Source organism: Pseudomonas sp. P5_B3, assembly GCF_056400405.1.
Genome location: NZ_JBFULI010000054.1, coordinates 22864 through 38588, shown reverse-complemented (window position 1 = coordinate 38588; position 15725 = coordinate 22864). Strand labels below are relative to the sequence as shown.

Annotated in this window: 13 protein-coding genes; 9 read left to right on the top strand and 4 right to left on the bottom strand. The window is 60.5% G+C overall.

All coding sequences use genetic code 11. The features are described 5' to 3' along the window. Positions 1–109: 109 nt before the first annotated feature. Positions 110–898, bottom strand: coding sequence for a class II aldolase/adducin family protein (locus AC1DRN_RS24710; protein WP_223460736.1), 789 nt, complete (start codon positions 896–898; stop codon positions 110–112). A gap of 75 nt (positions 899–973) precedes the next feature. Beyond that, positions 974–2023: an ABC transporter substrate-binding protein gene (locus AC1DRN_RS24705; RefSeq protein WP_223460738.1), complete on the bottom strand. Its 1050-nt coding sequence runs from the start codon at positions 2021–2023 to the stop codon at positions 974–976. A gap of 315 nt (positions 2024–2338) precedes the next feature. Between AC1DRN_RS24705 and AC1DRN_RS24700 the strand changes: the two genes are divergently transcribed. Both AC1DRN_RS24700 and AC1DRN_RS24695 read left to right on the top strand, forming a co-directional pair. Next, the gene (locus tag AC1DRN_RS24700; protein WP_223460740.1) at positions 2339–4300 is read left to right on the top strand and encodes an oxidoreductase; all 1962 of its coding nucleotides are present in this window, start codon (positions 2339–2341) and stop codon (positions 4298–4300) included. A 165-nt stretch (positions 4301–4465) separates the two neighbouring features. Then, a complete protein-coding gene (locus AC1DRN_RS24695) occupies positions 4466–5062 on the top strand; it encodes a cupin domain-containing protein (RefSeq protein ID WP_223460742.1) in 597 nt (198 codons plus the stop codon). On the opposite strand, the gene AC1DRN_RS24690 is transcribed toward AC1DRN_RS24695, so the two are convergent. Next, positions 5059–5991 (bottom strand): helix-turn-helix domain-containing protein, encoded by a 933-nt coding sequence (locus AC1DRN_RS24690; protein ID WP_223460744.1) that lies wholly within the window; start codon positions 5989–5991, stop codon positions 5059–5061. The genes AC1DRN_RS24695 and AC1DRN_RS24690 overlap by 4 nt on opposite strands. A gap of 162 nt (positions 5992–6153) precedes the next feature. Between AC1DRN_RS24690 and AC1DRN_RS24685 the strand changes: the two genes are divergently transcribed. From AC1DRN_RS24685 to AC1DRN_RS24675, 3 genes are all read left to right on the top strand, one after another. Continuing rightward, entirely contained in the window at positions 6154–7512 is a 1359-nt protein-coding gene (locus AC1DRN_RS24685) for a glutamine synthetase family protein (RefSeq protein WP_090455086.1), read from the top strand. A 151-nt stretch (positions 7513–7663) separates the two neighbouring features. Continuing rightward, the gene (locus AC1DRN_RS24680) at positions 7664–8752 is read left to right on the top strand and encodes a polyamine ABC transporter substrate-binding protein (protein ID WP_223460746.1); all 1089 of its coding nucleotides are present in this window, start codon (positions 7664–7666) and stop codon (positions 8750–8752) included. After that, positions 8749–10050: an NAD(P)/FAD-dependent oxidoreductase gene (locus tag AC1DRN_RS24675; protein WP_223460748.1), complete on the top strand. Its 1302-nt coding sequence runs from the start codon at positions 8749–8751 to the stop codon at positions 10048–10050. Before AC1DRN_RS24680 ends, AC1DRN_RS24675 begins: the two co-directional genes overlap by 4 nt. A 94-nt stretch (positions 10051–10144) precedes the next feature. On the opposite strand, the gene AC1DRN_RS24670 is transcribed toward AC1DRN_RS24675, so the two are convergent. Next, the gene (locus tag AC1DRN_RS24670; protein ID WP_223460750.1) at positions 10145–11797 is read right to left on the bottom strand and encodes an arylsulfatase; all 1653 of its coding nucleotides are present in this window, start codon (positions 11795–11797) and stop codon (positions 10145–10147) included. Positions 11798–12171: 374 nt separating this feature from the next. On the opposite strand from AC1DRN_RS24670, the gene AC1DRN_RS24665 reads away from it, so the two are divergent. From AC1DRN_RS24665 to AC1DRN_RS24650, 4 genes are read left to right on the top strand one after another with little or no spacing between them, the layout of a single operon-like run. Beyond that, the gene (locus tag AC1DRN_RS24665) at positions 12172–12768 is read left to right on the top strand and encodes a paraquat-inducible protein A (RefSeq protein ID WP_223460752.1); all 597 of its coding nucleotides are present in this window, start codon (positions 12172–12174) and stop codon (positions 12766–12768) included. Further along, positions 12765–13421 (top strand): paraquat-inducible protein A, encoded by a 657-nt coding sequence (locus AC1DRN_RS24660; RefSeq protein WP_223460754.1) that lies wholly within the window; start codon positions 12765–12767, stop codon positions 13419–13421. Before AC1DRN_RS24665 ends, AC1DRN_RS24660 begins: the two co-directional genes overlap by 4 nt. Next, positions 13402–15078: a PqiB family protein gene (locus AC1DRN_RS24655; RefSeq protein WP_223460756.1), complete on the top strand. Its 1677-nt coding sequence runs from the start codon at positions 13402–13404 to the stop codon at positions 15076–15078. The genes AC1DRN_RS24660 and AC1DRN_RS24655 overlap by 20 nt, the downstream gene beginning before the upstream one ends. Before the next feature lie 17 nt (positions 15079–15095). Then, positions 15096–15653 carry a PqiC family protein gene (locus AC1DRN_RS24650; RefSeq protein WP_223460758.1) on the top strand — a complete coding sequence of 186 codons (558 nt, stop codon included), beginning with the start codon at positions 15096–15098 and terminating at the stop codon, positions 15651–15653. Positions 15654–15725 lie beyond the last annotated feature (72 nt).

Sequence of the window (15725 nt, the reverse complement as noted above, 5' to 3'; positions counted from 1 at the left end):
CCCACTCCCACAGGGTTTGTGGGTGTACGCAAGATCTGCGAACAACCCAAACCACTGTGGGAGCGAGCTTGCTCGCGATGAGGTCAGTCCATACAACATAGGATCTGGATCAGTCGCGGTAACCCGGCGCAACTCGATTCAGCATTCGCAACAACGCCGCCCAGGCCAGTTGCATGGCATCGGGATCGCTCAGTTCACCCTCCTCCAACGGACGCCCCGGATCATTGAACTGCCGCTCGGTATGCGCGCAGATTTCGTGTGAAGGCAGTACCACTTCCCCGGCGGCTTGCGCGGCCAACTGAATTTCACAAGCCTTTTCCAGGTAATACATGCGCAGGAATGCCTGGCTCACCGTCTCGCCGAGGGTCAGCAAACCATGGTTGCGCAGCATCAGTACCGGCTTGTCGCCCAGGTCCGCCACCAGCCGTTGCTGCTCGCTCAGGTCCAGCGCCACGCCCTCGTAGTCGTGGTAGGCAACGCGGCCATAGAACTCCATGGAAATCTGATTGACCGGCAACAACCCGCACTTCAACGCCGCCACCGCGCACCCGGATCTGGTGTGGGTGTGCAGCACGCATTGCGCATCTTTGCGGGCGCCATGGACGGCGCTGTGGATCACGAAACCGGCCGGGTTGACCGGGTACGGCGACGGCTCCACGGCGTGACCATCGAGGTCTATTTTTACCAGATTGGACGCGGTGATCTCGTCGAACATCAGCCCGTAAGGGTTGATCAGAAAGTGATGCTCCGGCCCCGGAATGCGCACCGAGATGTGGGTGAAGATCAGATCGGTCATGCGAAAGTGCGCAATCAAACGGTAACAGGCCGCCAGTTCCTCACGCAGGCGCTGCTCGGTGGCGCTGCGTTCGGGTGCCCGGTGGGTGGCGATGTTGTTCATTCTTGTGGTTCTCCAGGCTGATCGGCTGGGGCAGACAGTAAGGCTGGACGCTTGGACACGTCCAGCCGTCCGCGTTTATTTGCTGGCCCAGGCGTTGAAGCGCTCTTCGAGTTCTTCGCCATGATCGACCCAGAAACCGACGTCCATCGACAGCGCACCCTTGAGGTTCTGCGGCGCGGTGGGCACCCATTGCGCCAGTTTGTCGTCCAGCCGTGCGGCGGCCTGGGTGTTGGTCGGGCCGTAGGGGATCTGCTGCACGTAGTTGACCTGGGCGTCCGGCTGATTGGCGAAGGCAATAAAGCGCTTGGCCTGATCCACATGTCTGGAGCCTTTGAGGATCGCCCAGTAATCCATGCCGTACAGGCTGCCGGGCCAGACCAGGCCGAGGTGGCTGCCTTTTTGCGCGGCGTCGGCGATGCGTCCACTGTAGGTCGAGGTCATCACCACATCGCCGGCGGTCAGCCATTGCGGCGGTTGCGCCCCCGCCTCCCACCACTGGATGTAAGGCTTGAGTTCAGTGAGTTTGGCGAATGCCCGGTCCACGCCCTGCGGGGTGCCGAGCACCTTGTAGACGTCTTCGGTTTTCACCCCGTCGGCCAGCAAGGCGAATTCCAGGTTGTACACCGCACGTTTACGCAGCCCACGCTTGCCGGGGGTTTTCTTCACGTCCCAGAAGTCGGCCCACGAGGTCGGAGCCTGGGCCAGTTTTTCGGTGTCGTAGGCAATCGCCACGCTCCACACCAGCGCGGCGGAACCGCATTCCTGTGCCGCTTCGGGGATCAACTGGTCGGCGTGGCCCAGACGGGTCCAGTCCAGGCGCTCATACATGCCTTCCTCGCAGCCGCGCATCAGGTCCGGGCCTTCGATCTGCACCACGTCCCAGTCGACGTTGCCGGTGTCGACCATCACTTTGATTTTCGCCATCTCGCCGTTGTATTCACTCTGGATCACCTTGCTTTGATCCACGGCGGCAAAGGGTTGAAAGAACGCCACGTCCTGGGCTTTTTGTCCGGCTCCGCCGTATCCGACCACCACCATGTCCGATGCTGCCTGAGCGCTGCCCAGGCCCATGGCCACGGACAACACCAAGGGATAAAAACCGTGCTTGAGCGTGTGCGATTTCATCAGTGGTTCCTCTTGCAGGTGCCACAGGACCCAAGGCCCGCGCAGCCCTTTTTTATTGTTGTGAGGTTCGGCCCGGGAGCGGGCTCGAGACGAAACTACTGCAAGGCACAGTAAAAAAACAAGTTGATTTTTTACTTAAGGTAAATTTCTATAGGCCAATAATAACAACCGAAAACCTGATTCCTCTGTAGGAGCGAGCCTGCTCGCGATGGACGTTAACGATGACGCGTGTTGTCTGGATGAACGCATCGCCCTCAAGTCCATCGCGAGCAGGCTCGCTCCTACAAAGGTCAGCCTGCCAGGAGTACCCGCCCCATGCCGACCTCGACACCCGCCTTCGCGCACCTGTTCGAACCCCTGGAGATCCGTGGCAAGCGCCTGAAGAACCGCATCATGTCCAGCGGGCATGACACCTCGATGCCCACCGACAACCTGGTCAACGAGCAATTGATCGCCTATCACCGGGCGCGTGCCGAAGGCGGTGCCGGGCTGATCGTGCTGCAGGTGGCCGGGGTGCATGACAGTGCGCGCTACACCTCCCACGTGCTGATGGCCACCGACGATGCGTGCATCGAGGGCTACCGCAAACTGGCGCAAACCTGCCATGCCCACGGCACCCTGGTGTTGTCCCAGGTGTTCCATCCGGGCCGGGAGATCATGGAGTCCAGCGATGGCCTGCTGGCGGTGGCCTACTCCGCCTCGTCGGTGCCCAACGAACGCTTCCGGGTGATGCCCCGCGCGCTGGACCAGGCCATGATCGATGAGATCGTCGCCGGTTACGCCGCTGCCGCCCGGCGCCTGCATCAGGCAGGCATCGATGGCGTCGAAGTCGTGGCCAGCCACGGTTACCTGCCGGCGCAGTTCATCAATCCGCGGGTCAACCGGCGTACCGATGGTTACAACGGTGAGCTGGAACAGCGATTGCGTTTTCTCCGTGAAGTGATCGCCGCGGTGCGTGCGGCGACCGACGAGCAGTTCATCGTCGGCCTGCGCATTTCCGCCGACGAGCGCGACCCGGAAGGACTGACCGAAGACGAATCCCTGGCCGCCGTGCAGTCACTGCAAACGCAGCTTGATTACGTGCATATCGTCGCCGGCACTTCGGCATCCCTTGGCGGCGCGGTGCACATCGTGCCACCCATGGCGATCGAAGCGGCGTACCTGACCAGAGAAGCCGGGACGTTCAAGGCGAATTTGAACATTCCGCTGTTCGTCACCGGGCGCATCAACCAGCCCCAGGAAGCCGAGCTGATTCTGGCTCGCGGCCAGGCCGATGTGTGCGGCATGACCCGGGCGCTGATTTGTGATCCACAAATGCCCAACAAGACCGACACCGGCCGCGTCGAAGACGTGCGGGCGTGCATTGCCTGCAACCAGGCGTGCATCGGCCACTTCCACAAGGGCTTGCCGATTTCCTGCATCCAGCACCCGGAAACCGGGCGCGAACTGATCTTCGGCGAACGCCGACAAGCGCCACAGCGCAAACGCATCATGATTGCCGGCGGCGGTCCGGCCGGGATGAAAGCCGCCACCGTCGCGGCCCAGCGTGGCCATGAGGTGACGCTGTACGAAGCCAGTTCGCAATTGGGTGGTCAGGTGTTGCTCGCGCAACTGTTGCCACGACGCAGCGAATTCGGCGGTGCGAGCACCAACCTGCAACGGGAAATGCAACTGGCCGGTGTGCGCGTGGTGCGCAATACCCGAGTCGACCGGGCACTGGTGGAGCAGGAAAAACCGGACATGGTGATCGTCGCTACCGGTGCCGAGCCCTACTGGCCGCCCTTCGAGCGTGGCGGTGAATTGCAGGTGGTGGACGCCTGGCAGGTGTTGCGCGATGAAGTCCAGATCGGCCGTTCAGTGGTGGTGGTCGACTGGCGTTGCGACTGGATCGGCCCCGGCATCGCCGAACGTCTGGTTCGCGCCGGGCACCAGGTGCAACTGGCGGTCAACGGCACCCATTGCGGGGAAAACTTGCCGCTGTACGTGCGCGATCAACTGGCCGGGGAGCTGCATAAACTCGGGGTACCGATCACGCCGTACGCGCGGTTGTATGGCTGCGACGACAACACGGTGTACCTGCAACACACCGCCAGCGGTGAGCCGATGCTGATGGAGAACATCGACACCCTGGTGCTGTGCCAGGGCCATCAACCGGTCGATACCCTGGGTGCTGAACTGCAAGGGCTGGTGGAGTTCCGCCGCATCGGCGACTGCCTGGCGCCGCGCACCGCCGAAGAAGCGATCTATGAAGGACTGAAAGTCGCGTGGGAGCTTTAAGGCTGTTTATACTCCGGGGCTTTAACGGCTCACACCGCCCCTGTAGGAGTGAGCCTGCTCGCGATAGCGTCAGTACATTCAACATCAATGTTGGCTGACCCACCGCATCGCGAGCAGGCTCACTCCTACAGGGGATGCGATCCTCCTCCCGGTTCGGAATTTTCCATGAGCAACAACAGCAAATCACAGCCCGCAACCGGCAGCGCCGAGCCGCATTTCCTCGGCACGCGCATTCGCGGCCTGCGCAAGCGCCGGGGCATGACCCTGGCGGAACTGGCGCAACAGAGCGAACTCACCGCCGGCTACATCAGCCAGCTGGAGCGCAACCTTGCCTACCCGTCGATCCCGGCGCTGTTCAACATTGCCCGCAGTCTGGGCGTCACTATCCAGTGGTTCTTCGCCAGTGAAGCGGTCACCGCGCCCGAAGACGATGGTGTGGTGGTGCGCAAGAACAGCCGCCTGAACGTGCATTACGAAGACGGCATCGTCGATCAGTTGCTGACCCCGCAAGCCAACCGCCAACTGGAAATGCTCCACTCGCGTTTCCCGCCCGGCACCTACAGCCAGCAAAGCTACAGCCACGACGGTGAAGAAGCCGGTTACTTGCTCTCGGGGAGTTTCGAGTTGTGGGTCGGCGAACGCCATTTCCAGCTCAACGAAGGCGACAGCTTCAGCTTTTCCAGCCAGGAACCGCACCGCTACGGCAATCCCGGCGATGTCGATGCGGTGGTGATCTGGGTGATTACACCACCGACGTTCTAACGTCGGCTGCGACCGCTTGCCTGAGTGGTACTCGCACGCTTGAGGGTGTCACTCGGCAGCTCGTTGAACAACGCGCGGTAGCTGCTGGAAAACCGCCCCAGATGCCAGAACGACCAGTGCATGGCCACCTCGGCCACGGTGGCTTGCGTCGGCGTGCGGCTGAGCAATTCGCGGCGGGCGCTGTTGAGTCGGCGCAGGCGCAGCCATTGGGTCGGCGCCATGCCGGTGTAAGTCTTGAACGCATGCTGCAACTGGCGCAGTGAAACCCCGGCAACCTGGGACAACTCCAGCAGGTTGAGGTGTTCTTCCGGGGTGTCCGCCGCCCATTCCCCGACCCGCTTCATGATCGCCCGCTCCCCGGCCCGACGCTGCAAGGCGCCCTGGTCGAGACCGACGCAGGCGTTATCGAGAATGAATAGACAATCTTCCAGCAGTTGCTGGGTCAGCGCTTCGCGGCTCGGTGGATCGAAGGTCTGCGACAACCGCGTCAACGTCCCGCTGAGCCAACGGCAGAACAACGCATTCTGCCGGGAGTTGAGCGGCGCCAGGAACAACCCTTCGAGCCGAGCGATGTCCAGGCTGTGGCGCTTTACGAACTCCGGCCCGAACACCACGGCGATTTCCTGGTAGTTCTCCGGGGTGATCCAGATGTTGCGGCTTTCACCATTCAACACGTACAGCGCGTTGTCGCCGCGATCGAAACAGAACGACAACGAACCCTGGGGTGCGCTGAAATTCTGCTCGACCCGGGTGTTCATCGACTCTTCGTAAATCTCCACGCCCTGCAGATCCAGATAGCGCACCCTACCCGCGAAATGCCCCGGCGACATCTGTTGGTAATGCTGGACCCAGCCCGGTGTGGCGCGGATTTGCTCGGCGACATCGGCGGTGTTGAACGCTTGGACCTGGAGGGAATTGCAACCTGTCATGGGGCGACCTTACGCACTCTTTTGGTGCGCTTTGTGCTGCTTAAAGTGGATAGATGGAACCGCAAGGCTCGCCCAAGATAGACGTCAACGCGCTACAGGGGAAGTGTCCGGCGGATGAAACCGGCCTCCCCTGGCGTTAATAAAACCAATAACGAGGTCTTTATGAATGTCCCTTTCGATCAGCTGTTCACTTGGCTGAAAGATCACAAGATTACCGAAGTCGAGTGCGTCGTCAGCGATCTGACCGGCATTGCACGCGGCAAAATCGCACCCACCAACAAGTTCCTGCATGAGCGAGGCATGCGCCTGCCGGAAAGTGTGCTGTTGCAAACGGTAACCGGGGACTTTGTCGACGACGACATCTACTACGACCTGCTCGACCCGGCCGATATCGACATGGTCTGCAAGCCGGACGCCGACGCCGTTTACGTGGTGCCATGGGCCATCGAGCCGACCGCCATCGTGATCCACGACACCTTCGACAAGTTCGGCAACCCGATCGAACTGTCGCCGCGCAACGTGCTGAAGAAAGTCCTGCAGTTGTACACCGACAAGGGCTGGCGGCCGATTGTCGCGCCGGAAATGGAGTTCTACCTGACCCAGCGCTGCGAAGACCCGGACTTGCCGCTCAAGGCGCCGATGGGCCGTTCGGGCCGCGCCGAAAGCGGTCGCCAGTCGTTCTCCATCGACGCGGCCAACGAATTCGATCCGCTGTTCGAAGACGTCTATGACTGGTGTGAATTGCAGGGCCTGGACCTCGACACGCTGATCCATGAAGACGGCCCGGCGCAGATGGAAATCAACTTCCGTCATGGCAACGCACTGGACCTGGCCGACCAGATCACCGTATTCAAACGCACCATGCGTGAAGCCGCGCTCAAGCACAACGTGGCGGCAACCTTCATGGCCAAGCCGGTCGGCGATGAACCTGGCAGCGCCATGCACCTTCACCAGAGTGTGGTGGACATTGCCACCGGCCAGCCGATCTTTGCCGATGCCGATGGCAACATGAGCGAGCTGTTCCTGCATCACATCGGTGGCTTGCAGAAGTACATCCCGAAAGTGCTGCCGATGTTCGCGCCGAACGTCAACTCGTTCCGCCGCTTCCTGCCGGACACCTCGGCACCGGTGAACGTCGAATGGGGCGAAGAAAACCGCACCGTCGGCCTGCGCGTGCCGACCTCAAGCCCGGATGCCATGCGCGTCGAGAACCGTCTGCCGGGCGCTGACGCCAACCCGTACCTGGCCATCGCCGCCAGCTTGCTGTGCGGTTACCTGGGCATGGTCGAGCGCATCGAACCGAGCGCCGCGGTACAGGGCCGCGCCTATGAGCGTCGCAACCTGCGCCTGCCGATCACCATCGAGGACGCCCTGACCCAGATGGAAGAATGCGACACCATCAGCCGCTACCTGGGCAGCAAGTTCGTACGGGGCTATGTCGCGGTCAAACGCGCCGAGCACGAGAACTTCAAACGGGTGATCAGTTCGTGGGAGCGTGAGTTCCTGATGCTCAGCGTCTGAGATCTTCGTTGTCCGTGACGACCTCATCGCGAGCAGGCTCGCTCCTACAGGGGAATGCATTTCAAATGTGGGAGCGAGCCTGCTCGCGATGGCGGCCGCCAGAACACTAAAAAACCACCTGAAGCATCCAATAATTCCAAGAGGTATCGATATGCGTCTTTTGAAATCCGTGGTCCCGGTCGCGCTGGCGGTCCTGTTCAGCGCCGTTGCCCAGGCCCAACCCCAGGTCAGCGTCTACAACTGGACCGACTACATCGGCGAAACCACCCTCGCCGACTTCCAGGCCAAGACCGGGATCAAGGTGATCTACGACGTATTCGATTCCAACGAAACCCTGGAAGGCAAGCTGCTTGCCGGTCGTACCGGGTATGACGTGGTGGTGCCGTCCAACCACTTTCTCGCCCGCCAGGTGAAGGCCGGCGCGTTCCTCAAGCTCGATCGCGAGCAGCTGCCGAACTTCAAGAACCTCGACCCGAAACTGCTGGCGCTGCTGGAGAAAAACGATCCGGGTAACGCGCACTCGGTGCCGTACCTGTGGGGCACCAACGGCATCGGTTATAACGTCGACAAGGTCAAGCAGGTGCTGGGCATCGATCACATCGATTCCTGGGCCGTGCTGTTCGAGCCGGAAAACATCAAGAAGCTGAGCGCCTGTGGCGTGTCGATGATGGACTCGGCGGACGAAGTGTTTCCCGCGATGCTCAACTACATGGGCATGGACCCGCGCAGCGAAAACCCCGAGGACTTCAAAAAGGCCGAAGCCAAGCTGCTGCAGATCCGTCCCTACATCACCTACTTCCACTCCTCCAAGTACGTATCGGACCTGGCCAACGGCGACATCTGCGTGGCGTTCGGTTACTCGGGTGACGTGTTCCAGGCCGCCAACCGCGCCAGGGAAGCCAAGAACGGCGTGAACATCGCCTACGCCATTCCCAAGGAAGGCGCCAACCTGTGGTTCGACTTGCTGGCCACCCCCGCCGACGCCAGCAATCCGAAAGAAGCCTACGCCTTCATCAACTACCTGCTGGACCCGCAAGTGATTGCCAAGGTCAGCGCGTCGGTCGGCTATGCCAACCCGAACCCGGCCGCCAAGCAGTACATGGACCCGGAGCTGGTCAACAATCCCGAGGTTTATCCGTCCCAGGAAGTCCTCGACAAACTCTACATCTCCACCACGCCGCCGCAGTCGATCATGCGCCTGATGACCCGCTCGTGGAGCAAAGTGAAGTCCAACAAATGAATCAGTACACCAAGGAACACACCCTCTCCTGGTACGCTGCGTCCGCCAGCGGCATGCGGCAGCGTCCCGCACTGACCTCGGACCTTGAGGCCGATGTCTGCGTGGTCGGCGCGGGATTCACCGGCATCAACACCGCCATCGAACTGGCCCGGCGCGGGCTCTCGGTGGTCCTGCTGGAGGCCCGGCGGATAGGCTGGGGCGCCAGCGGGCGCAACGGCGGCCAGTTGATTCGCGGCATCGGTCATGACGTCAGCGGTTTTGCCAGGCACATCGGCGCCGATGGCGTGCAATACCTGGAACATGCCGGGACCGAATCGGTGCAAGTCGTGGCCAATCGCATCCGCGAACACGGCATCGATTGCGACCTGCGCTGGGGCTTCTGTGAACTGGCCAACACGCCGGCCCAGTTCAACGCGTTCAAGACCGAGCAGGCAGAACTGATCGAGTCCGGTTATGCCTTTGAAACCCGACTGGTCGCGCCAGAGCAGATCCGTGAGCAGGTGGTGAACTCCGGTGTGTATGCCGGTGGCCTGGTGGACATGGGCTCGGGGCATTTGCATCCGCTGAACCTGGCGCTCGGTGAAGCGAAGGTCGCCGAGTCCCTTGGCGTGCAGATCTTCGAGCAGAGTCCGGTGCTGGAGTTGATCCACGGCAGCACGGTGCAGGTCCGTTGCGCCGGTGGCACGGTGCGCGCCGGCACGTTGGTGCTGGCCTGCAACGCGCACCTGGAAGAGCTTGAACCGAAGCTCAGCGGCAAGGTGCTCCCGGCGGGCAGCTACATCATCGCCACCGAGCCGTTGTCGGAAGAGGTCGCTGCAAAACTGATCCCGCACAACCTCGCGCTGTGCGACCAGAAGGTCGGACTGGATTACTACCGGCTCTCGGCTGACCGGCGTTTGCTGTTCGGCGGCGCGTGCCATTATTCCGGGCGTGATCCTTCGGACATCAGCGCCTACATGCGCCCGCAAATGCTCAAGGTGTTCCCGCAACTGGTCAATGTGCGCATCGACTTCCAGTGGGGCGGCAAGATCGGCATCTCGGCCAACCGCTTCCCCCAGGTCGGGCGCTTGAGCCAGCACCCGAACGTGTTCTATGCCCAAGGCTACTCCGGCCACGGCCTGAACGTGACTCACTGGTGCGCGAAGTTGTTGGGCGAAGCGATCCATGCCGGACACAGCAAAGGCTTCGACGTGTTCAGCGCAGTGCCGCACATGACCTTCCCCGGAGGACGCGCCCTGCGTTCACCGTTGCTGGCCCTTGGCATGTTCTGGTATCGGATGCGGGAAGTGCTGGGTTGACCGGGTAAACATCTGACCCGCTGTGGTGAGGGGGCTCCCCTCACCACTGGCTGACAGGAATGCAACAGTCTTGAACAAGACCGCCGCAGCAGGGCTAGTTTGGCATCGGGATAGTGACGCCCTCCTTCTGCAATTCTTCCCGTATCGACTGGAATTTCTGGTACTTGGACAATTCGATCGGCCCGTCGTAGCCCATGCTTTGCAGCTTGCGGGGAGGGTATTTGATGTAGGTCTGCATCAGCTTGTTGATCGCCTGACTGATCGGCACCATGGTCCAGGTGCGCTCGGTGATGTTACTCATGAAGATGTCGTAGCGCTCCTGGGGATCTTGCAGCAAGTCAAAGACTTGTGGTACGACCGCCACGTACTTCGACTCACCTTTCCAGCCCAGATTGGAGTCCACGGCCAGGCCGCCGGTCAGCGCACCATTGTCGCCACGCAGGTTGAACACGGCCTTGTAGTTGCCTACACGGGCGGCCCCCGGCGACAACTCGTTTTCGGTGAAGTAGAACCACTCTTTACGTGGGTCGGGGCCAGTGCCGGTTATCACGGGGGTCATGTCGTAGCTGTCGAAATAGATTGGCTGGCCTTCGCGATCCTTCTCCGGCAATTTGATGCCGGCCACCGAGGCGAAGGTCGCCATCAAGTCGAGCCCGCCGAGAATGTCGTGGTTCTTGGCATTGGGCTTGATTTTTCCAGGCCAGGTCATGATTGCAGGGACCCGGTTGCCGCCCTCGCGCACGGTACCCTTGGTGCCACGGAAAGGCGTGTAACCGGCATCCGGGTAAACGTCCTGCCAGGCGCCGTTGTCGGTGGTGTAAACCACCAGCGTGTTCTTATCCAGGCCCAGCGCTTTGAGCTTGTCCATGATATGGCCGATGCGCGTATCCAGTTCGACCACCGAGTCGGCGTACTTGGACTTGGAAATCGACTTGTGGACGAACTCCGGTGCCGGCAGGTTCGGCTGGTGCACTTTCATGAAGTTGACGTTGATGAAAAACGGCTTGTCGGATTTGGCGGCGGTGTCGAGGAATTCCAGCGCGGCCTTTTCAACATAACCGTCAAAGTAGGGAATTCCGACTACACCGGGTTTGCCATCGATAACTGGAGTATCAACATACTGGCCGTTGATCTTGAACTCTTCAACGGCCTTTTCTCCGGCCTTGCCCGAGAGTGCACCTTTGGTCACTTTGGTAAACATCGCCCGGGTTTCCGGGTCCATGTCGGGGAACCATGTCGGGTCGGCGTAGGTGTAGGCATTGAGGTGATAGAGGCCGACGTATTTCATCACGTCATAGCCCTGGGCATTGGGTAGCGCGTAGTCGGCTTCACCCAGGTGCCACTTGCCGGTGAAGTAGGTCTCGTAACCACCGGTCTTGAGCACCGAGGCCAGCGTCCACTCAGCGGCTGGCAAACCGCCGCCCTGGCCCTGGAAGGCCACGGTGGTCATGCCGCTTCGATTGGGGATGCGCCCGGTCTGCATGGCGGCTCGCCCTGGCGTGCAGCTCGGTTGCGCGTAGAACGAGTAAAAGGTTGTGCCTTCAGCGGCCAGTTCATCGATGCTGGGTGTCGGCATGCCGCGGCCGACACCGCCTCCATAGGGCCCCAGATCACCGTAACCGGTGTCGTCAGACACGATGAACAGGATATTGGGCTTTTCTGTTTGTGCAGCCTGGGCCATACCGTTAAGCGCTATCAGTAATGAACCTGCAATGTAGAACCTTGAGCGATGCGAGAGTCTTTTCATGGCGACCTTCCTTTATCGGGACGGATCCTTGTGGCCGGCTACCTGTTTTCAAGTAATCCGTGACCGGACCCTGGTGAGTTACCCCCAAACCATGCCCTCTGATTAGTTCCAAGCGCTCAACTGCCAAAAAAATGAAAAGCCTGTTGCTACTCAAGGCACCCGAATCAGCCTAGTTCGGTTATTTTCAAAACGCGCATTGCAGGCAGAAAAATTCAAAGTCGTTCGTCACTCGTTTCCCCCATGAAATACCTTGGGTCGAGTCATCCCCGGGCGGCGGATAGTGTTAAGGTTTCGACTTTCGATTTGCTCAATCGCAAGTCACTTCTATATTGAGGGGGTGCTCTGAACTTCCTGCCTTCTGTCGAGCTTGCCCCATGGCATCTACTGATCAACTGATCATCTGCGAGCACTGCGACAGCGTTTACCAGAAAGTCACGCTCGCCAAACATCAAAAAACCCTGTGTACGCGCTGTGGCGGCGTGCTCCAGCGCTATAACGGTCTCACGGTGGAACAGCGTCTTGCGTTGACCTTCACCGCGTTGATGCTCTGGATATTCGCCAACTTCTATCCGGTGATGAGCATCAACCTCAAGGGCGTGAAGAACAGCGCAACGCTCTGGGACTCGGTGCTGGCCCTGAGTCTGGGGCCTATCACGTTCATCGCCATGGTGGCGGCAATCGCCATGATCATCGCGCCGATTTTCCAGTTGTTGCTGCTGATCTGGGTGCTGGGCTTCGCCCTCGCCCGGCAACGCTCGCCCGGATTCAATTTCTGCATGCGCTGGCTGGAAACCCTGAGGCCCTGGAGCATGCTCGAAGTCTGCCTGCTGGGCGCCATGGTCGCGGTGATCAAGCTCGCCGGTCTGCTCGATGTGCTGCCCGGTATCGGGTTGTTTGCCCTGGCTGCGCTGAGCCTGATGATGATCCGCATCGCCGGGCGCGACATCCGCGAACTATGGGACATTGTATGAGCACGCCTCCTTACGCCGACGAGCTCAACCTGTGCCTGTGTCACACCTGCGGGCTCGCCTGCGACATGACCTTCGAGCCCCACGAATGCGAGCGTTGCGGTGCACCGCTGCACCGGCGCAAAACCAACTCACTGACCCGCACCTGGGCCTACATGATCGCGTCCCTGGTGTTTTACATCCCGGCCAACCTGTTGCCAGTGATGAACACCAAAATGGTCGGCCATGGCGCCGACAGCACGATCATGAGCGGCGTGCTGGAGTTCTGGGAAGCCGGTGCCTGGGACATCGCCCTGATCATTTTCATTGCCAGTATCGCGGTGCCTGGCATCAAGTTCGTCGCCATCACGCTGCTGCTGGTCACCGTGCAACGCGACAGCGAGTGGGCACGTAAAGAGCGGTCGACGCTGTACCGCTTCGTCGAGGTCATCGGTTACTGGTCGATGCTCGATGTGATCGTGGTCGCCCTGGTGGCCTCGCTGGTGAAATTCCAGGCCCTGGCTGACATCGAACCGCGCCCGGGCATTCTGTTTTTTGGTCTGGTGGTGGTGTTCACCATGCTGTCGGCCATGAGTTTCGATCCACGCATGATCTGGGATAAAGAACGGGAAAACCCACACGATGAGGAGGTCACGGATGAAGTCACAAGCCACTGACGGGCCACAAGCCCCCGGGCCGGCGCCGATCAAGACCCGCCGTTTCAGCGTTTCGCTGGTCTGGATCGTACCGATCGTCGCGGTGCTGGTGGGTATTTCGCTGGTGGTTCACAGCATTCTGCAGCAAGGCCCGACCATCGTTGTCACGTTCAAGACCGGGGACGGCCTGACCGCGAATAAAACCGAGGTCAAATACCGCAATGTCGTGATTGGTCATGTCTCCGATGTGGAACTGAGCGCTGACCAGAAGAACGTCAACGCCACCGTCAAACTGGAAAAGCAGGCTGAAAGCTTTACCCGTGAAGACTCGCAGTTCTGGGTCGTGCGGCCGCGCATTGGCGCTGGCGGTGTGTCCGGCATCGATACGCTGCTGTCGGGCGATTACATCGGTGCCGATATCGGCCAGGCCAACGGCCGGGCAAAAAACTTCATGGGGCTGGAGAGTCCGCCGCCCATCACCTACGGCGAGCCGGGCAAGCGTTTCACCCTGTTCACACAGGATCTGGGGTCGCTGGATATCGGCTCTCCGGTCTACTACCGCAAGATCCCGGTGGGTCAGGTGGTGGCCTACGCGCTGGACCCGGATGGCAAAGGCGTGAACATCGAGCTGTTCATCCATGCACCCAATGACAAGTACGTCACCGAAAACACCCGTTTCTGGAACGCCAGCGGCATTGACGTGAGCGTCGGCGCCAACGGTTTTGCGGTCAAGACCGAATCGTTGTCTTCCTTGCTGGTGGGCGGTATTGCCTTCCGCGCGCCCGACTACAGCCCTGACGATAAACCTGCCGCTGCCGAGTACGCCTACGAACTGTTCGAAGACCAGCAAACCGCCCTCGCCCCGCCAAACGGCAAGCCGCAGTATCTGGCCATGCGTTTCGACCAGGCAATGCGCGGGCTCAAGGTCGATGCTCCGGTGGAATTCCTCGGTGTGGAAATCGGCAAGGTGGTGGCGGTCAATCTGGATTTCGACGAGAAAAAACGTTCCTTTCCGGTCAACGTCGGCATCGTGATTTACCCGCAACGCCTGGGCCAGGCCCACCTCAAAATGCTCAAGGCGCTCAATCATGATCCCAATGACGAAGCAGGGAGTGTACGTCTGATCGGCACCTTTATCGAAAACGGCCTGCGTGCCCAGGCTCGCACCGGCAATTTCCTGACCGGTCAGTTGTACATCTCCCTGGACTTCTACCCCAAGGCCGACAAAGTCGCCTTCGATGCAAATGCACGCCCGGTCATGATTCCGACCCTGCCCGGCAGCCTCGAGCAATTGCAGGAAAAACTCGAATCCATGGTCGACAAGATCAATAAACTGCCGATCGAGCGAATCGCCGGCAATCTCGATGGCAATCTCGTCGAACTGCGCAAAGGCATGATGCAATTCAACGGCAAGATCTTGCCTGGCGTGCAGACCACCTTGGCGGACGTCAGCAAGACGCTGGAAACGGCCAATTCGACCTTGCAATCCGCCAGTTCGACCTTGGCCGAGGACTCGCCGCAACGGGAAAAACTGGGGCAGACGCTGGATGAACTGGGACGCACGTCGAGATCCTTGCGTGATCTTTCGGATTACCTGGGACGGCATCCGGAATCGCTGCTTCGCGGCCGTCCGAACAATGCCGCCCCCATGGATCTGCAAGGGCCACCGCGCAATTGAACACAGGAGCATCACCCATGGCTTTTCCGCTGAAGTTCACACTGGCCACCGCGTTGTTGCTGCTCGCCGCTTGCCGCAGTGACCCGATTCACTTCCACACCCTGACCCCGGCCCAGGTGGGCGATCACTCGAGGGCCAGCGTCGGGGCGATTCAGATCGAGACGATCAGCGTGCCGCCCCAGGTCGATCGTGCGCAGATCGTCATTCGCGAGGGCAACAGTGGCCTGGCGATCCTGGAAACCCAATGGTGGGGCGCGACTCTCGTGGACGAATTGCGCAGTGCGCTGGCCGATCAATTGAGCAACAGTCCTGCACAAGGCAAATATTCGGTGCGGGTCGATGTGCAGCGTTTTGACTCGGTCCCCGGTCAATACGCGTTGATGGATGTGAAATGGCGTCTGCGCAGTGCCGACGAAGGCGACACGGCACGGGTGATTTGCCGCAGCACCTTGCAAACGCCATCGGGTGCGAGCATCGATGACCTGGTGCTTGCCCAGCAAAACAACGTCAAACGCCTGGCCGCGCTGATCAGCCAGGCTGCCGCCAGACCACAGGCAAGTTGCCCTTCGCCCTGAACGGGTTTCCTCTCTGCGGATTAACGGCGGCAAGTTCGTCGTTAATCCCATCCCCTATGCCCCTTCCGTTTC